The organism is Klebsiella sp. CB_Kp196 (assembly GCF_040061575.1).
In the GTDB taxonomy this organism is placed as follows: domain Bacteria; phylum Pseudomonadota; class Gammaproteobacteria; order Enterobacterales; family Enterobacteriaceae; genus Klebsiella; species Klebsiella michiganensis.
This window is the reverse complement of record NZ_JBEAFH010000059.1, coordinates 47,918-72,701: the sequence shown is the minus strand read 5'-3', so window position 1 is coordinate 72,701 and position 24,784 is coordinate 47,918. Positions and strand designations below refer to the sequence as shown.

Genomic DNA, 24,784 nt, shown 5'->3' with positions numbered 1-24,784 from the left:
ACAGATGAAGAGAGTGAAACAATGCGTCAGCGTAGCGTTTTTCATGTTTTTATCGCTATCTGCGGCGGCGCATCCGCACAGTTTCATCAGTTTGCAAACGGAGGCCGTGGCGGAAAATGGGCTGCTCACCGGCTTTAAAATGCGCTGGACGATGGATGAAATCACCTCCGCCGATCTGCTCTATGATGCGGGCAACGCTAAACCCGGTAGCGAAATCTGGAAAAAGCTGGCGGCGGAAGTGATGGCGAACGTGCTGGGCCAGCACTATTTCAGCGAGCTATGGCACAACGGCCAGCGGGTGAAGTTTGATAATCGGCCCGCTGGTTATGGCCTTGAACGCAGCGGTCATCAGGCGGTGCTCACCTTTACCCTGCCGCTGGCGAAGCCGCAGCCTCTGGCCGGGCAAACCTTCACCTTTTCCACCTACGACCCGACCTATTATGTTGATATGTATTACGACAAAGACGCAGACTTCACACTACCGACGGCGATGAAGACAAGCTGCACGGCAAAAGTGATGACGCCGAAGCCTAACGAAAAAATGTTGTCCTACGCGCAGTCGCTGGATAAGGCGGATGCGCCGCCGGAGGATATGGAACTGGGGAATTACTTCGCGCAAAAGGTGACGCTGCAATGTCAGTGATTTTTGCTCAAACCGGCCGTTCGCCGCGCTGGTGTCAGCTGTGGCCGCTGGCGCTGTTTCTGCTGCTGGCAGCCGGAGCTGGCTTCTGGCTATGGCGGGCCTGGCCGCAGGTGCTGCTGCAAAGCGCGGTCTGGCAGCGCGCGCTGAATGTCGAACTGAGTCGGCTTCTGCAGGCGGTTGCGGAGAATCCTGCCGCCGCCGGGCTGTCGCTGCTGGGGTTTAGCTTCGCCTACGGCATCCTGCATGCGCTGGGGCCGGGGCACGGCAAGGTGGTCATAACCACCTGGCTGGCAACCCATCCGTCGAAGCTGAAATCGAGCATCGGCCTGACGCTGGCCGCTTCGTTGCTGCAGGGACTGGTGGCCATCGCCTTAGTTGTGGTGGTACTGACGCTGCTGCGGCTGCCGGCAAGACAGCTGCATCTGAGCAGCTTCTGGCTGGAAAAGGGAAGCTATCTGCTGGTCGGCGCGCTGGGCCTTTTGCTGTGCTGGCGGGCGCTGAAAAAGCTGCGGATGCTGCTGCGCCGACCGACATTCACCGCCTTCACCGCGCATCACGTTCATCACGCCAGCTGCGGCTGCGGGCACCAGCATCTGCCGGCGCCGGAACAGCTGCAAAGCGGCGATGACTGGCGGGCGCGGCTGGCTATCGTGCTGTCAATGGGGATGCGGCCCTGCTCCGGAGCCATTATGGTGCTGTTGTTCAGCAAGGTTATCGGCGTATTTGGCTGGGGCATGGCGGCCGCGATGGCGATGGCGGCGGGAACCTCGCTGACGATTAGCGCGCTGGCGCTGCTGGTTCATGGTTTCCGCCAGCTGGCGGTCAGGCTGAGCGCGAATCGGGCGCCGGCGCTGTGGAAGCAGATCGGTTGGGCAACGCTGGCGCTGGCCGGCGGCGTGATTTTACTGGCGGCGGCTATCGTGATGTGGAGTAGCGCGATGCCATCGGGCGGCGGCCTGCGGCCGTTTTAATGCGATAAAAAAAGGAAGCCGCGGCTTCCTTTTGGTTTTTCATGCGGTGAGAAATTAACGCTTCAGCGCTTCACTCAGATGCTCGCGCATATTGGCCAGCATCGCTTTAACGACGCGCGGGTTACCTGCAACGATGTTGCCGGTCAGCAGGTAGTTATGGCCGCCGGTAAAGTCGCAGACGATAGCGCCTGCTTCACGGGCGATCAGCTCGCCTGCCGCGAAATCCCACGGTTTCAGCGCGATTTCAAAGTAACCGTCAACCCGGCCAGCGGCAACGTAGGCCAGATCCAGGGCAGCGGAACCGGTGCGGCGGAAATCCGCGCATTCGGTGAACATGTTGCCGAGGATGTTCATGTAAGAGGTCGCGTGCTGTTTTGCTTTGAACGGGAAGCCGGTGGCGATGATCGTGCCATCCAGATCGCGAGCGCTGCTGCCGCGCAGGCGGTAGCCGTTCAGCTGCGCGCCCTGACCGCGGGTCGCGGTGAACAGTTCGTTACGCATCGGATCGTAAACCACGGCCACTTCAGTACGGCCTTTAATGCGTACGGCGATGGAGACGGAGAAGTGCGGCAGACGTTTGACGAAGTTGGTGGTGCCATCCAGTGGATCGATAACCCATTGAACATCCTGATCTTCACCAGCGTGCTCACCGCTTTCTTCGGTGATGATGGTGTGCTGCGGGTAAGATTTGCGAATGGTTTCGATAATCATCGCCTCGGCGGCTTTATCGACGTTAGTCACAAAATCATTGCTGCCTTTCTGGCTGGTTTCTACGGAGTCAGGGGTTTCGTAGTGCTTGGCAATTAAATTACCCGCCTTGCGCGCTGCGCGCACGGCGATGTTCAGCATCGGATGCATCGGTATCTCTCACTGGATGTTAAAGAACGGGAAAAAACGGCGCATATAGTAACAGTGAAATCTCCTTATGTCTTCGTTTTATGATAGCATGCACGAATAATCTTTAGCCGAAGAACCATAATGCTGCAAAATATTCGAATCGTACTGGTAGAAACCTCACACACCGGCAATATGGGCTCCGTCGCCCGCGCAATGAAAACCATGGGGTTAACCAACCTGTGGCTGGTCAATCCTCTGGTCAAACCCGATTCTCAGGCCATCGCTCTGGCGGCCGGTGCCAGCGACGTCATTGGCAATGCCCACATCGTTGATACCCTTGATGAAGCGCTGGCGGGCTGTAGCCTCGTCGTGGGGACCAGCGCGCGCTCCCGTACGCTGCCGTGGCCGATGCTCGACCCGCGTGAATGCGGCCTGAAAAGCGTTGCCGAAGCACAGCATGCGCCGATCGCGCTGGTATTTGGCCGCGAACGCGTCGGCCTGACTAACGAAGAGCTGCAGAAGTGTCACTACCATGTGGCAATCGCTGCCAACCCGGAATACAGCTCGCTGAACCTGGCGATGGCGGTGCAGGTTATCTCCTATGAAGTGCGTATGGCCTGGCTGGCGGCGCAGGAGCAAAATGAACCTGTTGTCGAGCATGAAGAAACCCCGTATCCGCTGGTGGATGATTTAGAGCGTTTCTACGGTCATCTGGAGCAGACGCTGCTGGCAACCGGGTTTATCCGCGCCAGCCACCCGGGCCAGGTGATGAACAAGCTGCGCCGTTTGTTTACCCGCGCCCGCCCGGAAAGCCAGGAGCTGAACATCCTGCGCGGCATGCTGGCGTCAATTGAGCAGCAGCAGAAAAATAAAGAGTCATAGTGCACGCCGTTGCCCGGCGGCGCGGTACTGCGGGCTCCCTCTCTCCTTGTGGGAGAGGGCCGGGGCGAGGGCACCAGGCAGCGCTGAAGTGAAACGGCACGGAAAGCCAAATACCTGACTAAAACAGTCAAGTAAATAGTTGACCAATTTACTCGGGAATGTCAGACTTGCCCTTGCTATGCAATACCCATATTAATAAAAAGCCCGGGCAGGGGCGAGTTTGAGGTTAAGTAAGACATGAGACTGACATCTAAAGGGCGTTATGCCGTGACCGCGATGCTTGACGTTGCGCTCAACTCTGAATCGGGTCCGGTTCCGTTGGCTGATATTTCAGAGCGTCAGGGAATTTCGCTTTCCTATCTGGAACAGCTGTTCTCTCGCCTGCGCAAAAATGGCCTGGTTTCCAGCGTACGTGGTCCAGGCGGCGGTTATCTGTTAGGTAAAGAAGCGGGTAGCATCGCGGTTGGCGAAGTTATCAGCGCAGTGGACGAATCCGTTGACGCCACCCGTTGTCAGGGTAAAGGCGGTTGCCAGGGCGGCGATAAGTGTCTGACTCACGCGCTGTGGCGCGATCTGAGCGAGCGACTGACCGGTTTTCTGAATAACATCACGCTGGGCGAACTGGTGAATAACCAGGAAATCCTTGATGTCTCCGGCCGTCAGCACAACCATGAATCCCAGCGTAGCACCCGCGCTCAGGACGCCATCGACGTCAAACTGCGCGCGTAGTTCTCGTTCAGTTTCATCTTGCAGCTATCGGCTGCAAGCTGAAACGAGCTGAGTAAAAAAGATAAAAAAGATTTTCGAATCAGGCCAGGATGTTCCGACATCCTGTGTACTCGGTCGTACATCCAGCCGGTTGCCTGATTCCTTGCATTGAAGCGATGTACGGAGTTTATAGAGCAATGAAATTACCGATCTATCTCGATTACTCCGCAACCACGCCGGTGGACCCGCGTGTTGCCGAGAAAATGATGCAGTTCCTGACCCTGGACGGGACCTTTGGTAACCCGGCCTCGCGTTCACACCGTTTTGGCTGGCAGGCTGAAGAGGCGGTAGATATCGCCCGTAATCAGATTGCCGAGCTGGTCGGCGCTGACCCGCGCGAAATCGTTTTTACCTCCGGCGCGACGGAATCCGACAACCTGGCGATTAAAGGTGCAGCCAACTTTTATCAGAAAAAAGGCAAGCACATCATCACCAGCAAAACCGAACATAAAGCCGTGCTGGACACCTGCCGTCAGCTGGAGCGCGAAGGGTTTGAAGTGACCTACCTCGCCCCGCAGCGTAACGGCATTATCGATTTAAAAGAGCTGGAAGCCGCGATGCGTGATGACACCATCCTTGTTTCCATTATGCACGTGAATAACGAAATCGGCGTGGTGCAGGATATCGCTACCATCGGCGAGATGTGCCGCGCCCGCGGTATCATTTACCACGTTGACGCGACCCAGAGCGTGGGCAAACTGCCTATCGACCTGAGCCAGCTGAAAGTTGATCTGATGTCCTTCTCCGGCCACAAAATCTATGGCCCGAAAGGCATCGGCGCGCTGTACGTGCGTCGTAAACCGCGTATTCGTATCGAAGCGCAGATGCACGGCGGCGGTCACGAGCGCGGCATGCGCTCCGGGACGCTGCCTGTCCACCAGATCGTCGGTATGGGTGAAGCTTACCGTATCGCGAAAGAAGAGATGGAAAGCGAAATGGCCCGCCTGCGCGGCCTGCGTAACCGTCTGTGGGACGGCGTAAAAGATATGGAAGAGGTCTACCTGAACGGCGATCTCGAGCAGGGCGCGCCGAACATTCTCAACGTCAGCTTTAACTACGTTGAAGGCGAGTCGCTGATTATGGCGCTGAAAGACCTGGCGGTCTCTTCCGGTTCCGCCTGTACTTCCGCAAGCCTCGAGCCGTCCTACGTGCTGCGCGCGCTGGGGATGACCGACGAGCTGGCGCATAGCTCTATTCGTTTCTCTTTAGGTCGTTTTACTACCGAAGAAGAGATTGACTACACCATCAATCTGGTTCGCAACTCCATTGGTCGTCTGCGCGAACTTTCTCCGCTGTGGGAAATGTTCAAGCAGGGCGTGGATCTGAACAGCATTGAATGGTCACATCACTAATTCGGCACCAATAAGGAGAATTCATCATGGCTTACAGCGAAAAAGTTATCGATCATTACGAGAATCCGCGCAACGTCGGCTCCTTCGACAATAGCGACGAAAACGTCGGCAGCGGCATGGTTGGCGCACCGGCGTGCGGCGACGTGATGAAGTTGCAGATTAAAGTCAACAATGAAGGTATCATTGAAGACGCGCGTTTCAAGACCTACGGCTGCGGTTCCGCTATTGCTTCCAGCTCCCTGGTGACCGAGTGGGTGAAAGGGAAATCGCTGGACGAAGCTCAGGCGATCAAAAACACCGATATCGCAGACGAGCTTGAGCTGCCGCCGGTGAAAATTCACTGCTCTATTCTGGCGGAAGACGCGATTAAAGCCGCGATTGCGGATTACAAAAGCAAACGTGAAGCAAAATAATTAAGAGTTGAGGTTTGTTATGTCGATTACTTTAAGCGACAGTGCAGCAGCGCGAGTCAACACCTTTCTGGCCAACCGCGGTAAAGGGTTTGGTCTGCGCCTGGGAGTCAGAACTTCCGGCTGCTCGGGTATGGCTTATGTACTGGAGTTTGTTGACGAGCCGGCGGCAGAAGACACCGTGTTTGAAGACAAAGGCGTGAAGGTCGTGATCGACGGCAAGAGTTTGCAGTTCCTCGACGGCACGCAGCTGGACTTCGTCAAAGAAGGTCTTAACGAAGGGTTTAAGTTCACCAACCCGAACGTGAAAGACGAGTGCGGCTGCGGCGAAAGCTTTAACGTATAATCGCAATGTAATCTAAACCCCACTGCGGACGTCCGTAAGTGGGGTTTGCTTTATCTCGTTAACCCTGAGGTTGCTATGGACTATTTTACCCTCTTCGGGTTACCGGCCAGCTATACCCTTTCGTTAGAACCCCTGGCTGCCCGGTACCAGGAGCTACAGCGCCAGTATCATCCCGATAAGTTCGCCAGCGGCAGCGCGGCCGAACAGCTCGCCGCGGTGCAGCAGTCCGCCACCATTAATCAGGCGTGGCAAACCCTTCGCCATCCGCTGACCCGCGCCGAATATCTCCTTTCACTTCACGGTTTCGATCTCGCCAGCGAGCAGCATACCGTGCGCGATACCGCGTTCCTGATGGAACAGCTGGAACTGCGCGAAGAGCTCGATGAGATAGGCAAGGCGAAAGATGAAGCGCGGCTGGAAAGCTTTATCAAGCGGGTCAAAGCGCAATTTGATACCCGGCATCAGCTGATGGTTGAACAACTGAATAACGAGACGTGGGAGGCGGCGGCGGATACCGTGCGCAAGCTGCGTTTTCTCGATAAACTGCGAAGCAGTGCGGAACAACTCGAAGAAAAACTGCTCGATTTTTAATTTTCGGAAGCAATTATGGCCTTATTACAAATTAGTGAGCCCGGACTGAGCGCCGCGCCGCACCAGCGACGTCTGGCGGCGGGTATCGACCTGGGCACCACCAATTCACTGGTGGCTACCGTGCGTAGCGGCCAGGCCGAAACTCTGCCCGACCATCAGGGGCGCTATTTGCTGCCGTCGGTGGTGAACTATCAGGCTTCGGGTTTGACGGTGGGCTATGACGCGCGACAAAACGCCGCTCTGGATCCGGTCAACACTATCAGCTCCGTCAAACGCATGATGGGCCGCTCTCTGGCCGATATCGAGGCCCGCTACCCACATCTGCCTTATCAGCTGCAGGCCAGCGAAAACGGCCTGCCGATGATTCAGACTACGGGAGGTTTGCTCAATCCGATCCGCGTATCTGCCGACATTCTAAAAGCGCTGGCCGAACGCGCCACCGAGGCGCTGGCGGGCGAGCTCGACGGCGTGGTGATTACCGTGCCGGCCTACTTCGATGATGCTCAGCGGCAGGGAACCAAAGACGCGGCGCGTCTGGCGGGCCTGCACGTGCTGCGTCTGCTGAACGAGCCAACCGCGGCGGCGATAGCCTACGGCCTGGACTCCGGTCAGGAAGGGGTCATCGCGGTTTACGATCTCGGCGGCGGTACTTTTGATATCTCCGTGCTGCGCTTGAGCCGCGGCGTGTTTGAAGTCCTGGCCACCGGCGGCGATTCCGCGCTCGGCGGCGACGATTTCGATCATCTGCTGGCCGATTATCTGCGCGAGCAGGCTGGCCTGAACGATCGCAGCGATAACCGCCTGCAGCGCGAGCTGCTTGACGCGGCGATCGCGGCGAAAATCGCCCTCAGCGATGCCGAGACGGCGCGAGTGAACGTCGGCGGCTGGCAGGGGGAGGTGACCCGTAGCCAGTTTAATGCGCTGATCGCGCCGCTGGTCAAACGCACCTTGCTGGCCTGCCGTCGCGCGTTGAAAGACGCCGGCGTTGAGGCGCAAGAGGTGCTGGAAGTGGTGATGGTGGGCGGCTCGACCCGCGTGCCGCTGGTGCGCGAACGCGTCGGCGAATTCTTTGGCCGTACGCCGCTGACCTCTATCGACCCGGATAAAGTTGTCGCCATCGGCGCGGCGATTCAGGCGGATATCCTGGTGGGCAATAAGCCGGACAGCGAACTGCTGCTGCTTGATGTCATTCCGCTCTCTCTGGGGCTGGAAACCATGGGTGGCCTGGTGGAAAAGGTTATCCCGCGTAACACCACCATTCCGGTGGCGCGCGCGCAGGAGTTCACTACCTTCAAAGATGGTCAGACGGCGATGTCTATCCACGTTATGCAGGGCGAGCGCGAGCTGGTGCAGGACTGCCGCTCCCTGGCGCGCTTTGCGCTGCGCGGCATTCCGGCATTACCGGCGGGCGGGGCGCATATTCGCGTGACCTTCCAGGTGGATGCTGATGGCCTGCTGAGCGTGACGGCGATGGAGAAATCGACCGGCGTTGAGGCCTCTATCCAGGTGAAACCGTCCTACGGTCTGACCGATGGCGAGATCGCCAGCATGATTAAAGATTCGATGAGCTACGCCGAACAGGATGTCCAGGCGCGTATGCTGGCCGAGCAAAAAGTTGAAGCCGCGCGCGTACTGGAAAGTCTGGTCAGCGCGCTGGCCGCCGACGCCGCGCTGTTAAGCGCCGCAGAGCGTCAGGCTATCGATGACGCCGCGGAGCAAGTGCGCGCCGCAGCGGCAGGCGATGATGCCGATGCAATCAAAGAAGCGATTAAAAATATCGACACACAAACCCAGGAATTTGCCGCACGTCGTATGGATCAATCGGTCCGTATCGCGCTGAAAGGCCAATCCGTGGACGAGGTTTAAAATGCCAAAAATTGTTTTTCTGCCCCACCAGGACCTGTGTCCGGATGGCGTAGTTGTGGAAGCTGAGACCGGTGAGACCATTCTTGATGCAGCGCTGCGTAGCGGTATTGAGATTGAACACGCCTGCGAAAAATCCTGTGCCTGCACCACCTGCCACTGCATCGTGCGTGAAGGCTTTGACTCGCTGGCGGAAAGTACCGAAGATGAAGACGACATGCTGGATAAGGCCTGGGGGCTTGAGCCCGACAGCCGTCTGAGCTGCCAGGCGCGGGTGACTGACGAAGATTTGGTCATCGAAATTCCGCGTTACACCATCAACCACGCACGCGAGCATTAATATGGGACTGAAATGGACCGATAGTCGTGAAATCGGCGAAGCGCTGTACGACGCTTTCCCGGATCTCGACCCGAAAACCGTTCGCTTCACCGATCTGCATCAGTGGATTTGCGATCTGGAAGAGTTTGATGACGATCCGAACGCATCCAATGAAAAAATTCTTGAGGCGATTCTGCTAGTCTGGTTAGACGAAGCAGAATAATTTTCGCGTCATGATTTATCCGGTGGTTTAAGCCGGATGAATTAACGAGCGAGAGAACTTTACGGGCTGCCATACGGCGGCCCGTTTGCTAAGAAGGATAATGATAATGACCGAAGCTATGAAAATTACGCTTACCGCTCAGCCAGCCGATGCGCGCTGGGGAGAAAAAGCATCTTACAGCATTAATAACGACGGCATCGCCCTGCATCTGAACGGCAAAGACGACCTCGGTTTGATTCAGCGCGCGGCGCGAAAAATTGACGGCATGGGCATCAAACATGTCGCGCTTGACGGCGAGGGCTGGGATACCGATCGCGCATGGGCGTTCTGGGCCGGTTATAAAGGCCCGAAAGGCAGCCGCAAAGTGGAGTGGCCGGCCCTCGACGATGCGCAGAAAAGCGAACTGGATAACCGCCTGACCATTATTGACTGGGTCCGCGACACCATCAACGCCCCGGCGGAAGAGCTGGGGCCGGAACAGCTGGCGCAGCGTGCGGTAGACCTGCTATGCAGCGTGGCCTGCGATAACGTCTCTTATCGCATCACCAAGGGCGAAGATCTGCGCGAACAGAACTACCTGGGCCTCCACACCGTAGGCCGCGGCTCCGAGCGTCCGCCGGTCCTGCTGGCGCTGGACTATAACCCAACCGGCGACAAAGAAGCCCCGGTGTACGCCTGCCTGGTCGGTAAAGGCATCACTTTTGACTCCGGCGGATACAGCATCAAGCAGAGCGCGTTTATGGACTCGATGAAGTCCGATATGGGCGGCGCGGCGACGGTGGCCGGCGCGCTGGCGTTCGCCATCACGCGCGGCCTGAACAAGCGCGTGAAGCTGTATCTGTGCTGCGCCGATAACCTGATTAGCGGTAACGCCTTCAAACTGGGCGATATTATTCACTATCGCAACGGCAAAACCGTGGAAATCATGAACACCGATGCGGAAGGTCGCCTGGTGCTGGCGGACGGCCTGATCGATGCTTCGGCGCAAAAGCCGGCGCTGATCATCGATGCCGCCACGCTGACCGGCGCGGCGAAAACCGCGCTGGGCAATGATTATCACGCGCTGTTCAGCTTTGATGATGCGCTGGCGAATCGCCTGCTGGCGAGCGCGCAGGCTGAAAACGAAGCTTTCTGGCGCCTGCCGCTGGCTGAGTTCCACCGCGGCCAGCTGCCGTCCAACTTTGCTGAACTGAACAATACCGGCAGCGCGGCCTATCCGGCCGGCGCCAGCACCGCGGCGGGCTTTCTGTCCCACTTCGTGGAGAATTATCATGAAGGCTGGCTGCATATCGACTGCTCGGCGACCTACCGCAAATCTGCGGTTGAGCAGTGGTCGGCGGGCGCGACCGGCCTCGGCGTGCGCACTATTGCTAATTTGCTGACCGCGGAATAACCCTTTCCCCTGACCCTCCCCCTGATGTTTCAGGGGGAGGTCACGTTCGGCTTTCTCCCGCTTCCTTCGTGGAGAGAGCCGGGGTGAGGGGATTTTCGTTGTGGAACTACTATGTCCGAAACTAAAAATGAGCTAGAAACCCTGCTGGAGAAGGCGGCTACCGAGCCAGGCCATCGTCCGGCGTTTTTCCGTACGCTGCTGGAAGCTACGGTGTGGGTACCCGGAGCCGCCGCTCAGGGCGAGCAGGTCGTTGAAGACAGCGTGCTGGATCTGCAGCACTGGGAAAAAGATGATGGCACATCGGTCATTCCTTTTTTCACCTCGCTGGAAGCGCTGCAGCAGGCCGTTGAGGACGAACAGTCTTTTGTGGTGATGCCGGTGCGCACGCTGTTCGCCATGACCCTCGGCGAAACGCTCTATCTCAATGCCAAACTCGCCACCGGCAAAGAGTTTGCGCCGCGTGAGATTAGCCATCTGCTGGGGGAAGAGGGCAGCCCGCTCAGCACCCAGACCGTGCTTGAAGGCGGAGAGTCGCTGCTGCTGTCTGAGGTTGCCGAGCCGCCCGCGCAGATGGTGGACTCGCTGACCGCGCTGTTTAAGACCCTGAAAACGGTGAAGCGCGCGTTTTTATGCTCTATCAAAGACAGCGCCGATGCGCCAGCCAACCTGCTGATTGGCATTGAAGCGGAAGGCGATATTGAGGAGGTTATTCAGGCGACCGGCAGCGTGGCGACCGATACGCTTCCCGGCGACGAGCCGATTGATATCTGTCAGGTGGTGGAGGGGGAGAAGGGGATTAGCCACTTTATGATCGCCCACATCACGCCGTTTTATGAAAAGCGCTGGGGCAGTTTCCTGCGCGACTTTAAGCACAATCGGATTATTTAACTCAACGGGGGCTCAGGCCCCCGTTATTCTCTTTACTGCCTACTGCGCCGGTTCAATCGGCAAATCCGTCCGCGCCCCCCATTCGCTCCATGAGCCGTCGTACAGGCTAACGCCGTTAACGCCGAGGGTGGTGAGCGCCAGCACGACGACCGCCGCCGTTACGCCGGAGCCGCAGCTGGCAATAATCGGCCGTTCAAAATCGACGCCCTGACGCGCGAAGATCTCGTTGAGTTCATCGGTGGTTTTCAGTTCGCCGTTAATCACCAGTTCCGTCCACGGTACGTTTAGCGCGCCGGGAATATGCCCGCTGCGCAGTCCCGGTCGCGGCTCTGCCACCTGGCCATTAAAGCGTCCTGCCGGGCGCGCATCGACGATCTGCGCCGATCCTTCGTGGCTGACCAGCAGCACATCCGTCAGGCGCTTGATCGCCAGCGGATCGACGCGGCCGTCAAAATCACCTTCCGGCAGTTCGGGGAGGCCCTGCTCCAGCGGTAGCCCATCGCGGCGCCAGCCCTCCAGCCCACCGGCGACAATCGACACCTTTTCAACGCCGAACGTGCGCAGCATCCACCAGGCGCGCGGTGCGGAGAAGAGATTGCCTTCATCGTATACCACCAGATGCTTATCGCTGCTGACGCCAAGTTCGCGCATGGCGACGGCAAACGCCTCCGCGCGCGGCATCATGTGCGGCAGCGGGCTGGTGTGGTCAGAGAGGGCTTCGATATCGAAAAAGACGGCGCCGGGAATATGGCCTGCCTGATACTCAGCGTTAAGATCGCGCTCTTCCTGTCCCGGGGGGGCCATCCGCGCGTCGATAATCTGGATTTCCGGGTCATCAATATGCTCTGCCAGCCAGTCGGCAGCGACAAAAAACGAGGTAGACATGAGTGCCTCCGTGTCATCAACAATAGAGTGATTGTTGTTGTTTTTTGCGATATCGACAAGGCATTTTCAAGGAGAGGCGGCGGGAATGTGATATTCCCCCGAGCGGCGTCGGGGGAGAGTTGGCTTAAAACGCGTTTTGCTGCAGGTAGCGCCAGGCGTACTGCGCGTACAGTTCAGCGCCGCTTTTCATCACCTGCTCGTCGATATTAAAGCAGCCGTGATGGTGCGCGTAGTCGCTGCCTTTCTCTTTATTGCCCGAGCCGAGCAGCGCAAAGGCGCCGGGGATATTTTGCATATAAAAACTAAAATCTTCTCCGCCGGTGGTCGGTTTTTCATTGAAAAGGACGCCATCGCCGAACGCGTCGCGGATAACCGACTGCGCCAGCAGCGCGCTGCGCTCTTCGTTGATCACCGGTAGCGTACCGTAGCAGTAGTCAACCTGAGCGGTCGCCCCATATACCGCGGCGGTATGCTCGGCATAGCGGGTAATGGCCGTTTCCAGGCGCTGGCGCGCTTCCAGGCTGAAGCAGCGCACGGTACCGTCAAGAACGGCGTTCTCGGCAATGACGTTAAAGCGCGTGCCGACATCCATTTTGCCGATGGTGACTACCGCGGACTCCAGCGGGGAGGTTTCTCGCGCCACAATAGCCTGCAGATTCATCACGAAAGCGGAAGCGACCACCGCCGCATCGACGCAGGCCTCCGGCATCGAACCGTGGCCGCCGCGGCCGCGGAAGGTCACTTTCAGCAAATCGGCTGAGGCAAAGGAGGAACCGACGTTGCAGGAGATTTTGCCGGACGGCGTGCCGGACCAGATATGCATCCCGAAAACGTTATCCACGTTATCGATAGCCCCCTGCTGAATCATCGCCTTCGCCCCCTCGGCAATCTCTTCCGCAGGCTGAAAGATCAGCCGGACGTTGCCCGCCAGCTGCTCGCGGACGTCATATAACGCACGGGCGGCAGTCAGCAGCATGGCGGTATGGGCGTCATGGCCGCAGGCGTGCATTTTCCCGGGAGTTTGTGATTTATAGTCGAGCGGGTCGTTCAGCTCCACCACCGGTAACGCATCCATATCGGCGCGCAGAGCCACGGTTTTACCCGGCTGGCCGCCGGCGATGTCGGCGATGATTCCGGTGGGATGCGTCCGGCGGTAAGGGATACCGATGGCCTCCAGTCCGGCGGCGACGCGATCCGTGGTGCGCTTCTCCTCCCAGGGAAGTTCCGGATGGGCGTGCAGGTCGCGACGAAAAGCGATCATCGCCTGTTCTTCTCTGGCGATAATCGCGGTGATGTCAGGATTAATCATCAATGGCTCCATCATTTGCTAAAAATTCAACGCGCTCAGCCGATAGCGGGGGTCAGATAGCCGACCAGAATTCCGGCTAACACCACCGACACCATGGTGACGGAGACGAATCCGCCGACCAGCATCGGGCCCAGCATATGGTGGGTCAGCATCTGGCGCTCTTTTTCATCGTGGGTGAGGGCGTTAATGGCCTCGTTGGTAATAATATAGTCGGCGGGGAAACCGTACAGCGCGGTCAATGAGATGGCGAAAGCCATCGGGCCGCTGACGCCAAGCAGTTTTCCGACCAGCCAGGAGACAACAAACATCCCGATCGCCGCCGTGGCGATTAACACCACCATCGGGAAAAGCAGGCGCAGCAGCATCTCCGGCGTGGCTTTGTTTAAGGTATCAAAGATAAATAGCATCAATGCCATAATGGCGAAGCCAAAGCCGTTCGCCTTATGCAGCATATGTTTTTCAAGAAAGCCTAACGAGGTAAACACCACGCCAAAAAACAGGCACAGCACGAAGGGGCTGATATTCACGATCGGCTTCGCGAGGTCGGCGACAAGCCAGGCCAGACAGCCGACCAGCGCCAGCCGCAGGAATTTAAAGTAGTTGCTGTTGTAGCTAACGGGGATTTTACTGAACAGGCGCGGCATTTTCTCCTCACCAACGGTGAGCATCGCGTGCTCATCGGCGATGTTATCGGGTCGGTGCTCGCCGCTGCGGTAGCGGGCAAGCAGCGTTTTACCTTCGCGCTGCAGCATGATGGCGGTGAGCGGATATCCGGCAAACCCCTGCATCACGTAAATCAAAATGGCAAAAACCGACAGGTCGACCAGGCCGGCGCTGCTCGCGCCCTGCGACATAATCAGCGATGAGACGATACCGCCGACCAGCGGAGGAATGGTGACCAGCGCGGTGTTGCGGTCGAACAGCGCCAGGCTCACCGCAAAGACCGCCGCCGCGATCCCGGCAATGCCGGCGAGGGAGATGACCACGGTCTTCCACTGCTGCGCCAGCTCTTTTAGCGACAGCAGGGTGCCCATATTGGTGATTAACAGATACATCAGCATTATGGCAACCGGCGTGCCGATTCCGGCCCGGCTGATAATATCTGCCGGGAAAAATGTCCAGTACCCGATTAAAAACAGGACCGCACAGACAAATACGGAGGGAATCCAGGCTTTTGTGCGGGTTGAAACAACGTCGCCGATATAAAGAATTAAAATAATAATCGACAGTGCGACCATCTGAGACATAAATAACTTCCATATTATTAATCCCATATATATTTATATGAGATGGGTTGATGTTGTGTTATCTGGTAAACGCTGGAACGTACAGTCAATATCATCGCCGGCGTAATAATTTATATTTTAAAGGCAATGATATCCCGAACAATAAATAGAAAGCGCGCGCCTTGTCAATTTATATGGGCAGAGAGAGTGGGATTTCAGAATAAAAAGTATCGATAGCTGAGGATATTAAAAGTTGATATAAGAAAAATCGTAGCGCGGTATATCCGTTAAATTAATCCACTCCAGCTATCCGTGATCCCTACCAATATTGCTTGCTAGCGCGCTATTGGTAATTCTGCCGCTAACGCATAATAATGTGTTCACTGAAATTATCTGGCCTGCGGGCCGAGGGGTTAGAAGGATGAAACCATTTCGTTTGGCGGCGCTATCTCTGGCGCTACTTACCGCGCTATCGTTGACCGCCTGTGACGACAGCGGCAAACCGCAGGCGGTCGCGTCGGCGCCATCCGCGGCGTCAGATAGCGCGCCCGCAAAGCCGGACAGCGCCCAGCTGGCGGCGCTGGCTGAAAAAAGCAAAGGCAAAGCGTTAACGCTGCTGGATGCTTCTGAGGTTCAGCTCGACGGCGCGGCGACGCTGGTGTTGACCTTCTCTATTCCTCTGCAGCCGGATCAGGATTTCTCCCGCAGCGTGCATCTGGTCGACAAAAAAAGCGGCAAAGTCGATGGAGCATGGGAGCTGGCGCCCAACCTTAAAGAGCTGCGTCTACGCCATCTTGAGCCAAAACGCGAGCTGATCGTTTCGCTCGACCCCACCCTGACCGCGCTGAATAAAGCGACCTTAGACAGCAGCGTTGAAAAAACCATTACCACCCGCGATATCGCCCCGAGCATCGGCTTTGCCAGCCGCGGCTCGCTGCTGCCGGGGAAAGTGGTGGCCGGACTGCCGGTAATGGCGCTGAATGTCGATAACATCGACGTCAATTTTTTCCGCATCAAACCTGAATCGCTCTCCGCCTTCGTCAGCCAATGGGAATACCGCAATTCCCTGAGCAACTGGGAGTCGGACGAGCTGCTGAAGATGGCCGATCTGGTCTACACCGGCCGTTTTGACCTTAACCCGGCGCGCAATACGCGCGAAAAACTGCTGCTGCCGCTGGCGGATATCAAGCCGTTGCAGGAGCCGGGCGTCTATATCGCGGTGATGAACCAGGCGGGCCGCTACAGCTATAGCAACGCCGCGACGCTGTTCACCCTCAGCGATATCGGCGTATCCGCGCACCGCTACCACAACCGGCTGGATGTCTTTACCCAGAGCCTGGAGAACGGCGCGGCACAGTCCGGTATCGATGTGCAGCTGCTGAACGCCAAAGGGCAAACCCTGGCGCAGGCGAAGAGCGACGCTCAGGGGCACGTGACGCTGCAAACGGACAAAGAAGCGGCGCTGCTGCTGGCGCGTAAGGACGGGCAAACCACTCTGCTGGATCTCAAGCTCCCGGCGCTGGACCTGGCTGAATTTTCCATCGCCGGCGCGCCGGGCTTCAGCAAACAGCTATTTATGTTTGGCCCACGGGATCTCTATCGTCCGGGCGAAACGGTTATTCTCAACGCGCTACTGCGCGATAGTGACGGTAAACCGCTCCCCGAGCAGCCGGTGAAGCTGGAAGTCGTGCAGCCGGATGGCCAGGTTATTCGTTCGACGGTCAGCAAACCGGTTAACGGCCTGTATCAGTTGACTTATCCGCTCGATAGCGGCGCGGCGACCGGGATGTGGCACATTCGCGCCAGCACCGGCGACAACCAGCCGCGCGAGTGGGATTTTCACGTTGAAGATTTTATGCCTGAGCGCATGGCGCTGAATCTCACGGCGCAAAATGCCCCGGTTTCGCCGGCTGCGGATGTCAGCTTTGCCGTGAGCGGGGCGTATCTGTACGGCGCGCCGGCCAGCGGCAACTCGCTGCAGGGTAAACTGTTCCTGCGTCCGCTGCGCGATGCGGTGCCTGCGCTGCCGGGCTTCCAGTTTGGCGACATTGCCGAAGAGAACCTTTCCCGCAGCCTGGATGAAGTGCAGACCACCCTGGACGATCGCGGACATGCGGAAGTCACCGCCGCCAGCCAGTGGCAGGAGAGCCGCTCGCCGCTGCAGGTGATCCTGCAGGCCAGCCTGCTGGAGTCCGGCGGCAGACCGGTCACGCGCACCGTCAGGCAGCCGATCTGGCCGGCCGAAACGCTGCCGGGTATCCGACCGGAATTTGCCCTGAAAGAGGTTTACGACTATCGCACCGACAGCACTATCAAGCAGCCGGTGGTGGATGAAAACGGCACCGCCGCGTTTGAGATTGTGTATGCCGACGCCAAAGGTGAGAAGAAAGCGGTCTCCGGGCTGCAGGTTCGGTTGATTCGCGAACGCCGCGACTACTACTGGAACTGGTCCGAGAGCGAAGGCTGGCAGTCGCAGTTCGATCAAAAAGATCTTCAGGAAGGCGAGGAGTCGCTGGATATTTCAGCCGGACAAACGGCGAAAGTGAGCTTCCCGGTCGAGTGGGGTTCTTATCGCCTGGAAGTTAAAGGGCCGGATGATGCGGTCAGCAGCGTGCGCTTCTGGGCCGGATACAGCTGGCAGGATAACAGCGATGGCCAGGGGGCGGCGCGTCCGGATCGCGTCACCATGAAGCTGGACAAACCGGCCTATAAACCGGGCGATACGATCAAGCTGCATATCGCCGCTCCGGCAGCCGGTAAAGGCTACGCGCTGGTGGAATCAAGCGAAGGGCCGCTGTGGTGGCAGGAGATTGACGTCCCGGCGGAAGGGATGGAGCTATCGATCCCGGTGGATAAAGCGTGGAATCGTCACGACCTGTACCTCAGCACCCTGGTGATTCGTCCGGGGGATAAATCCCAGTCCGCGACGCCAAAACGGGCGGTGGGTCTGCTGCATCTGCCGCTTGGCGATGAAAATCGCCGTCTGAACCTGACGCTGGAAGCGCCGGATAAAATGCGCCCCAACCAGCCGCTGAAGGTCAACGTTAAGGCCAGCGTCAAAGAAGGCGAGACGCCGAAACAGGTTAACGTGCTGCTCTCCGCCGTCGATAGCGGCGTACTCAATATCACCGACTATGCAACGCCGGATCCGTGGAACGCCTTCTTTGGCCAGAAACGCTACGGCGCCGATATTTACGATATCTATGGTCAGGTGATCGAAGGGCAGGGGAGACTCGCCAGCCTGCGCTTCGGCGGCGACGGTGATGAACTCAAACGCGGCGGCAAACCGCCGGTTAATCACGTGACGATTATCGCTCAGCAGGCGCAGCCGGTGGTGCTGGATGAGAAAGGCGAAGGGACGGTGACTTTGCCGATTGGCGACTTTAACGGCGAACTGCGGGTTATGGCCCAGGCGTGGAGCGCAGAGGATTTTGGCAGCAGCGAAGGAAAAACGATCGTGGCGGCGCCGGTTATTGCCGAGCTGAATATGCCGCGCTTCCTCGCCAGCGGAGATACCACTCGCCTGGCGCTGGATCTCAGCAATCTGACCGATAAGCCGCAGACCCTCAACGTTGCGCTGGCCGCCAGCGGTCTGCTGCAGCTTGAAGGGGGAGAAATACCGCCGGTGCATCTGGCTCCCGGCGCGCGCAGCACCCTGTTTGTGCCGGTTCGCGCGCAGCAAGGCTTTGGCGATGGTCAGGTGAATGCCACCATCAGCGGCCTGAACCTGCCGGGTGAAACCTTCGCGCCGATGCAGAAGCAGTGGCAGCTGGGCGTGCGTCCGGCTTTCCCGGCGCAAACCGTGAATTCCGGCGCTGTCCTCCAGCCGGGTGAAAGCTGGCAGGCTCCGGCGGCGCAAAGCGAGGGCTTCTCGCCGGCCACGTTGCAGGGGCAGCTGGTGTTCAGCGGTAAGCCGCCGCTGAACCTGGCGCGCTATATACGCGACCTGAAAGCCTATCCTTACGGCTGCCTGGAGCAGACCACCAGCGGGCTGTTCCCGTCGCTCTATACCAACGCCGCCCAGCTTAAAGCCCTGGGGATCGGCGGCGATAGCGATGAAAAGCGACGCGCGGCGGTGGATATCGGCATTTCTCGTCTGCTGCAGATGCAGCGCGATGATGGCGGTTTCGCCCTGTGGGATAAAGAAGGGCCGGAGGAGTACTGGTTGAGCGCCTACGCGATGGACTTCCTCGTCCGGGCGGGCGAGCAGGGCTACAGCGTACCAACGAACGCCGTCAATAACGGCAACCAGCGCCTGCTGCGTTATTTACAGGAGCCGGGGCTGATGACCGTCCGCTATAGCGATGATGCCCAGGCCAGCCGCTTTGCCGCTCAGGCCTACGCCGCGCTGGTACTGGCCCGGCAGCAGAAAGCGCCGCTCGGCGCGCTGCGCGAAATCTGGAGCCGTCACGACCAGGCGCGTTCCGGTCTGCCGCTGCTGCAGCTGGGCGTGGCCCTGAAATTGATGGGCGATGCGCCGCGCGGCGACGAAGCCCTGAAGCTGGCGCTGACGACGCCGCGGCAGGACGCGAACCGCTGGCTCGGCGATTACGGCAGCGAGCTGCGCGACGATGCGCTGAAGCTGGCGCTGCTGGAGGAGAACAAACTGCTGCCGGAAGCGCAAAATACGCTGCTCAGCCATCTGGCGGACGAAGCCTACGGCCAGCGCTGGCTCTCGACGCAGGAGAGTAACGCCCTGTTCCTGGCCGGGCGTACGCTGCAGGATCTCCCCGGCAGCTGGCAGGCGCAAACCTCCGTGCAGGCCGAACCGCTCTCCGGCGAGAAAGCGCAAACCCGCAACCTGACCGGCGACCAGCTGGCGGCCTTGCAGGTGACCAATACCGGCCAGCAGCCGCTGTGGCTCCGTCTCGACAGCAGCGGCTATCCGCAGAACGCGCCGCAGCCGGGGGGCAACGTGCTTGGCATTGAACGGCAAATTTTCGATACCCAGGGCCAGCAGAAATCGCTCTCTTCGCTGCGCAGCGGCGAACTGGTGTTGGTGAAGCTGGAAGTGACGGCTAAGCGTAACGTCCCGGACGCGCTGGTGGTGGATTTACTCCCGGCGGGGCTGGAGTTGGAAAACCAGAATCTGGCCAACAGCAGCGCCAGCCTGCAGGAGAACGGCGAGGTGGTGCAGAATCTGCTTAACCAGATGCAGCAGGCCGATATTCAGCACATTGAGTTTCGCGACGATCGCTTCGTCGCCGCGGTGGCTATCAATGAAGGCCAGCCGGTGACGCTGGTTTATCTGGCGCGCGCGGTGACGCCGGGCACCTATCAGGTACCGCAGCCGCAGGTCGAGTCAATGTACGTGCCGCAGTGGCGGGCAACCGGCGCGGCCAGCGGACCGCTCACCGTTGTACCCTAAATGCGGGCACTGAAGCGCATTAAACGCCGCTGGCGCTGGCTGGCGGCGTTTATTTTTTTGCTGTGGCTGCTGCTGCTGGCCGCCGATCGCCTGTGGCCGCTGCCGCTGCGCGAGGTGACGCCTGCCCGAGTGGTGGTGGCGGAAGACGGGACGCCGCTGTGGCGTTTCGCCGACGCGCAGGGCGTCTGGCGCTATCCGGTGACCCTGGCTGACGTTTCGCCGCGCTATTTACAGGCGCTGATCCAGTATGAAGATCGCTGGTTCTGGGATCACCCCGGCGTTAATCCGTTCTCGATCGTTCGCGCTGCCTGGCAGGATCTCACTTCCGGGCGGGTGATCTCCGGGGGCAGCACCCTGACCATGCAGGTGGCGCGCCTGCTCGATCCGCATCCCCGAACCTTCGGCGGCAAGCTGCGTCAGCTATGGCGCGCGCTGCAGCTGGAGTGGCATCTGTCAAAAAGCGAGATCCTCACGCTCTACCTCAACCGGGCGCCGTTCGGCGGTACGCTGCAGGGGATCGGCGCAGCCAGCTGGGCCTATCTCGGTAAACCGCCCGCGCAGCTTAGCTATGGCGAAGCGGCGCTGCTGGCGGTACTGCCGCAGGCGCCGAGCAGGCTGCGTCCGGATCGCTGGCCGGAGCGAGCGCAGGCGGCACGCGATAAAGTGCTGCTGCGGATGGAAAATCAGGGCGTGTGGCCATCGCTGCCGGTACGAGAAGCTATCGAGGAGCCCGTCTGGCTCTTTCCGCGGCAGATGCCGCAGCTGGCGCCGCTTTTTGCCCGCCGCGCGCTGGCGAGCAGCCGCGCAGAGAAGGTGGTAACGACGCTGGATGCCGGACTGCAGCGGCAGCTGGAAGACCTGGCGCTGAACTGGAAATCGCGCCTGCCGCCGCGCAGCTCTTTAGCGATGATCGTGGTCGACCATACCAATATGAAGGTGCGCGGTTGGGTAGGGTCGGTGGATATCAACGATGATAGCCGCTTTGGTCATATTGATATGGTCTCGGCGATCCGCTCCCCGGGCTCGGTTCTGAAGCCGTTTGTTTATGGTATGGCGCTGGATGAGGGGCTGATCCATCCGGCTTCGTTGTTACAGGATGTGCCGCGACGGTTTAGCGACTACCGGCCGGGGAATTTTGACAGCGGTTTTCACGGGCCGGTGAGCGCCAGCGACGCGCTGGTTCGCTCGCTGAACCTTCCGGCAGTGCAGGTGCTGGAGGCCTACGGGCCGAAGCGTTTTGCCGCCAGGCTACGCAATGCCGGATTGCCGCTGATGCTGCCCGCCGGCGCGGAGCCGAATCTGTCGCTGATCCTCGGCGGCGGCGGCGCGCGTCTGGCGGATATCGTGGCGGCGTACAGCGCGTTCGCCCGCCATGGTAAGGCGGGACAATTGCGCATCACGCCAGACTCACCGCTGGTTGAGAGGCCGCTGCTGTCGCCGGGCGCCGCGTGGATCGTGCGGCGCATACTGGCCGGCGAAGCGCAGCCGGTGCCCGATGCGTCGCTGGTGCAGGTGGTGCCGCTGGCGTGGAAAACCGGAACCAGCTACGGCTATCGCGATGCCTGGGCGATCGGCGTGAACGCTCGCTATCTGATAGGTATCTGGACCGGGCGACCCGACGGCACGCCGGTCGTCGGGCAGTTTGGCTTCGCCAGCGCGGTGCCGCTGCTGAACCAGGTGAATAATATGCTGCTGGCGCGCCCGGCGATGAGCCGCGGCGGATTGCCGGCCGACCCTCGCCCTTCGTCGGTCAGCGCCGGGACGGTTTGCTGGCCCGGCGGGCAGAATTTACCCGCGGGCGACGCGAACTGCCGCCGACGGCTGGCCACCTGGCTGCTCGATGAGAGCCAGCCGCCGACCCTGCTGCTGCCCGGCCAGGAAGGTATTCGCGGGATTCGCTTCCCGGTGTGGCTGAATGAGAAAGGGCTGCGGGTGGCGGCAGATTGCCCCGGCGCGGTAGAGAAAAGCCTCGACGTCTGGCCGCTGCCGCTTGAACCCTGGCTACCCGCAGGCGAACGGCGTCGCGTCAGGCTGCCTGCGGTTTCGGCGGCGTGTCCGCCGGTGCAAACCGCGGATGCCGCTCCGCTGGTGCTCTCCGGTCTTCGTGAAGGCGCGGTGGTTAAACGGCTGCCCGGCGAGCAAAAGGTGATGCTGCCGCTGCAAACGACCGGCGGGGAGGGGCGCCGCTGGTGGTTTCTTAACGGTGAGCCTCTGCAGGCGGAAGGCGCCGGCGCGACCCTTAACATCGAACGCCCTGACCGTTATCAGCTGGTAGTGATGGACGAGGCGGGGCAAATTGTTGCCGCGAACTTCACCGTGCAATAAACGTAACGTGCCTTAATTGGCGGGATTTGTTGTTTAAGGTCGCTTTTTTTTAAAAAAATGTTACCTAAACACATAGGCAATCGCCTTAGATGATGATTATAATTCGCGCCGTATTTATCGGTCTCATCTGCTCATCTGCAAAACAGAACAACATATATAAAGAGGTTATCATGGCTATTGAACGTACTTTTTCCATCATCAAACCAAACGCGGTGGCAAAAAACGTTATTGGCGGCATCTTTTCTCGCTTTGAAGCTGCAGGGTTCAAAATTGTTGGCACCAAAATGCTGCATCTGACCGTTGAACAGGCTCGCGGCTTCTATGCTGAGCACGAAGGTCGCCCGTTCTTTGACGGTCTGGTTGAATTCATGACTTCCGGCCCGATCGTGGTTTCCGTGCTGGAAGGCGAAAATGCGGTTCAGCGTCATCGTGACCTGCTGGGCGCAACCAACCCGGCGAACGCGCTGGCGGGTACCCTGCGCGCAGACTACGCTGACAGCTTCACCGAGAACGGCACCCACGGTTCCGATTCCGTTGAATCCGCTGCGCGCGAGATCGCGTTTTTCTTTGCTGAAGGCGAGGTTTGCCCGCGCACCCGCTAATCTCCCGCGTCTTTCACGCTACCGCTTTGTTGGCTTCATTCGCGCACCCCGGTCACATAGTTATCTATGCTCCCGGGATTTGCGAATTCGCCGCCTCGCCGTGACGTAAAATATTTTGGAGATACCCATCCTCGTCGTCTTTTCGACTATCGCGGTGTTGGCTGCGCGCGTTCACCCCGGTTGCTTATCTGTGCTCCCGGGGCTTCGCTTGCTTACCGCCTTGCGACAATCGAAAATCCTTAGAGGATCTGCCAGGCAGTTACAGATTTTTTCATCATTGCTGCGTGCAAACGTGGTATTGATGGACCAGAATTTGTAGAATACAGCGCCCCGGATGAGCAGTCGCTCCCGGGGCGTTTCTTTTTTCAACCCTCCAGGGGCCATAACGTGTAATAACGAGGCCGGAATCAATTATGTCTGAACAAATAGTCACACCTGATAGCGCCGCTCTGACGGTGCCGAACAAAGATGCCAAAATCAACCTGCTGGATTTGAATCGTCAGCAGCTGCGCGAGTTTTTCAAAAACATGGGCGAAAAGCCTTTCCGCGCCGATCAGGTGATGAAATGGATGTATCACTACTGCTGCGATAACTTTGATGAGATGACCGATATCAACAAAGTTCTGCGCGGCAAATTAAAGGAAGTCGCGGAGATTCGCGCCCCGGAAGTCGTTGAAGAGCAGCGCTCCAGCGACGGTACCATTAAGTGGGCGATTGCCGTTGGCGATCAGCGCGTCGAAACCGTGTATATCCCGGAAGACGATCGCGCCACCCTGTGCGTTTCTTCCCAGGTGGGCTGCGCGCTGGAGTGTAAATTCTGCTCTACGGCCCAGCAGGGCTTTAACCGCAACCTGCGGGTTTCGGAAATTATCGGCCAGGTCTGGCGCGCGGCGAAAATCGTCGGCGCGGTGAAGACCACCGGCGTACGTCCGATTACCAACGTGGTGATGATGGGGATGGGCGAGCCGCTGCTGAACCTGACTAACGTGGTGCCGGCCATGGAGATCATGCTCGACGACTTCGGCTTTGGTCTCTCTAAACGTCGCGTCACGCTCTCCACTTCCGGCGTGGTGCCGGCGCTCGATAAGCTTGGCGATATGATTGACGTCGCGCTGGCCATCTCTCTGCACGCGCCGAACGATACCATTCGTGATGAAATCGTGCCGATCAACAAGAAATACAATATTGAGACCTTCCTGAACTCGGTGCGTGGCTATATTTCGAAGTCCAACGCCAACCAGGGACGCGTCACTATCGAATACGTCATGCTGGATCACGTCAACGACGGCACCGAGCATGCGCACGAGCTGGCCGCGCTGCTGAAAGATACGCCGTGCAAGATCAACCTGATCCCATGGAACCCCTTCCCGGGCGCGCCGTATGGCCGTAGCTCCAACAGCCGTATCGACCGTTTCTCCAAGGTGTTAATGGAGTATGGTTTCACCACGATCGTGCGTAAAACCCGCGGCGACGATATTGATGCCGCCTGCGGTCAGCTGGCCGGCGACGTTATCGACCGTACCAAGCGTACGCTGCGTAAACGTATGCAGGGCGAAGCCATCGACGTGAAGGCGGTCTGATAA

At 58.9% G+C, this 24,784-nt stretch carries 21 protein-coding genes; 17 read left to right on the top strand and 4 right to left on the bottom strand.

The features are described 5' to 3' along the window. Positions 1 to 4: 4 nt before the first annotated feature. Complete coding sequence (locus ABLU87_RS21880; protein WP_025106593.1) at positions 5 to 643, top strand: DUF1007 family protein; 639 nt, start codon at positions 5 to 7, stop codon at positions 641 to 643. Beyond that, positions 634 to 1,614 (top strand): nickel/cobalt transporter, encoded by a 981-nt coding sequence (locus ABLU87_RS21875; protein WP_122116705.1) that lies wholly within the window; start codon positions 634 to 636, stop codon positions 1,612 to 1,614. Before ABLU87_RS21880 ends, ABLU87_RS21875 begins: the two co-directional genes overlap by 10 nt. Positions 1,615 to 1,668: 54 nt before the next feature. On the opposite strand, the gene suhB is transcribed toward ABLU87_RS21875, so the two are convergent. Next, on the bottom strand, positions 1,669 to 2,472 hold the full coding sequence (gene suhB, locus ABLU87_RS21870) for an inositol-1-monophosphatase (RefSeq protein ID WP_004853221.1): 804 nt from the start codon (positions 2,470 to 2,472) through the stop codon (positions 1,669 to 1,671). Between the two features lie 120 nt (positions 2,473 to 2,592). On the opposite strand from suhB, the gene trmJ reads away from it, so the two are divergent. The 11 genes from trmJ (at position 2,593) to sseB (ending at position 11,486) form a co-directional block, all read left to right on the top strand. Then, the gene (trmJ, locus tag ABLU87_RS21865; RefSeq protein WP_025106595.1) at positions 2,593 to 3,333 is read left to right on the top strand and encodes a tRNA (cytosine(32)/uridine(32)-2'-O)-methyltransferase TrmJ; all 741 of its coding nucleotides are present in this window, start codon (positions 2,593 to 2,595) and stop codon (positions 3,331 to 3,333) included. 237 nt (positions 3,334 to 3,570) lie between these two features. Next, positions 3,571 to 4,062 (top strand): Fe-S cluster assembly transcriptional regulator IscR, encoded by a 492-nt coding sequence (iscR, locus tag ABLU87_RS21860; protein WP_004853217.1) that lies wholly within the window; start codon positions 3,571 to 3,573, stop codon positions 4,060 to 4,062. Between the two features lie 176 nt (positions 4,063 to 4,238). Then, positions 4,239 to 5,453, top strand: a complete 1,215-nt coding sequence (iscS, locus tag ABLU87_RS21855) for a cysteine desulfurase (RefSeq protein ID WP_004134936.1) — start codon at positions 4,239 to 4,241, stop codon at positions 5,451 to 5,453. 26 nt (positions 5,454 to 5,479) lie between these two features. Then, a complete protein-coding gene (gene iscU, locus ABLU87_RS21850) occupies positions 5,480 to 5,866 on the top strand; it encodes a Fe-S cluster assembly scaffold IscU (protein WP_002913991.1) in 387 nt (128 codons plus the stop codon). 19 nt (positions 5,867 to 5,885) lie between these two features. Next, on the top strand, positions 5,886 to 6,209 hold the full coding sequence (gene iscA / locus ABLU87_RS21845; protein ID WP_004104506.1) for an iron-sulfur cluster assembly protein IscA: 324 nt from the start codon (positions 5,886 to 5,888) through the stop codon (positions 6,207 to 6,209). A 75-nt stretch (positions 6,210 to 6,284) separates the two neighbouring features. Then, positions 6,285 to 6,800 (top strand): co-chaperone HscB, encoded by a 516-nt coding sequence (hscB, locus tag ABLU87_RS21840; protein WP_004104505.1) that lies wholly within the window; start codon positions 6,285 to 6,287, stop codon positions 6,798 to 6,800. Positions 6,801 to 6,815: 15 nt separating this feature from the next. After that, positions 6,816 to 8,666, top strand: coding sequence for a Fe-S protein assembly chaperone HscA (gene hscA / locus ABLU87_RS21835; RefSeq protein ID WP_032750897.1), 1,851 nt, complete (start codon positions 6,816 to 6,818; stop codon positions 8,664 to 8,666). A 1-nt stretch (position 8,667) separates the two neighbouring features. Continuing rightward, complete coding sequence (gene fdx, locus ABLU87_RS21830; protein ID WP_004104503.1) at positions 8,668 to 9,003, top strand: ISC system 2Fe-2S type ferredoxin; 336 nt, start codon at positions 8,668 to 8,670, stop codon at positions 9,001 to 9,003. Position 9,004: 1 nt separating this feature from the next. Continuing rightward, positions 9,005 to 9,205, top strand: coding sequence for a Fe-S cluster assembly protein IscX (gene iscX / locus ABLU87_RS21825; protein WP_004104502.1), 201 nt, complete (start codon positions 9,005 to 9,007; stop codon positions 9,203 to 9,205). Between the two features lie 106 nt (positions 9,206 to 9,311). Continuing rightward, positions 9,312 to 10,598: an aminopeptidase PepB gene (pepB, locus tag ABLU87_RS21820; protein ID WP_122116704.1), complete on the top strand. Its 1,287-nt coding sequence runs from the start codon at positions 9,312 to 9,314 to the stop codon at positions 10,596 to 10,598. Between the two features lie 111 nt (positions 10,599 to 10,709). Next, entirely contained in the window at positions 10,710 to 11,486 is a 777-nt protein-coding gene (gene sseB, locus ABLU87_RS21815) for an enhanced serine sensitivity protein SseB (RefSeq protein WP_025106598.1), read from the top strand. Positions 11,487 to 11,525: 39 nt separating this feature from the next. Here the strand turns inward: sseB and sseA are convergent, their stop codons facing one another. The 3 genes from sseA to ABLU87_RS21800 form a co-directional block, all read right to left on the bottom strand. Then, complete coding sequence (gene sseA / locus ABLU87_RS21810; protein WP_014230369.1) at positions 11,526 to 12,371, bottom strand: 3-mercaptopyruvate sulfurtransferase; 846 nt, start codon at positions 12,369 to 12,371, stop codon at positions 11,526 to 11,528. A gap of 124 nt (positions 12,372 to 12,495) precedes the next feature. Next, positions 12,496 to 13,680, bottom strand: coding sequence for a M20 family metallopeptidase (locus tag ABLU87_RS21805; protein ID WP_025106599.1), 1,185 nt, complete (start codon positions 13,678 to 13,680; stop codon positions 12,496 to 12,498). A 35-nt stretch (positions 13,681 to 13,715) separates the two neighbouring features. After that, entirely contained in the window at positions 13,716 to 14,927 is a 1,212-nt protein-coding gene (locus ABLU87_RS21800; protein WP_048260593.1) for a hypothetical protein, read from the bottom strand. A gap of 400 nt (positions 14,928 to 15,327) precedes the next feature. Here ABLU87_RS21800 and ABLU87_RS21795 point away from each other — a divergent pair, with 400 nt between their 5' ends. The 4 genes from ABLU87_RS21795 to ABLU87_RS21780 all read left to right on the top strand — a co-directional run bounded on the left by ABLU87_RS21795 (position 15,328) and on the right by ABLU87_RS21780 (position 24,781). Then, the gene (locus ABLU87_RS21795; RefSeq protein WP_122116703.1) at positions 15,328 to 20,274 is read left to right on the top strand and encodes an alpha-2-macroglobulin; all 4,947 of its coding nucleotides are present in this window, start codon (positions 15,328 to 15,330) and stop codon (positions 20,272 to 20,274) included. Beyond that, a complete protein-coding gene (pbpC, locus tag ABLU87_RS21790; protein WP_122116702.1) occupies positions 20,275 to 22,599 on the top strand; it encodes a peptidoglycan glycosyltransferase PbpC in 2,325 nt (774 codons plus the stop codon). Positions 22,600 to 22,769: 170 nt separating this feature from the next. After that, the gene (gene ndk, locus ABLU87_RS21785) at positions 22,770 to 23,201 is read left to right on the top strand and encodes a nucleoside-diphosphate kinase (RefSeq protein WP_004114414.1); all 432 of its coding nucleotides are present in this window, start codon (positions 22,770 to 22,772) and stop codon (positions 23,199 to 23,201) included. Between the two features lie 413 nt (positions 23,202 to 23,614). After that, complete coding sequence (locus ABLU87_RS21780) at positions 23,615 to 24,781, top strand: bifunctional tRNA (adenosine(37)-C2)-methyltransferase TrmG/ribosomal RNA large subunit methyltransferase RlmN (protein WP_004123586.1); 1,167 nt, start codon at positions 23,615 to 23,617, stop codon at positions 24,779 to 24,781. Positions 24,782 to 24,784 lie beyond the last annotated feature (3 nt).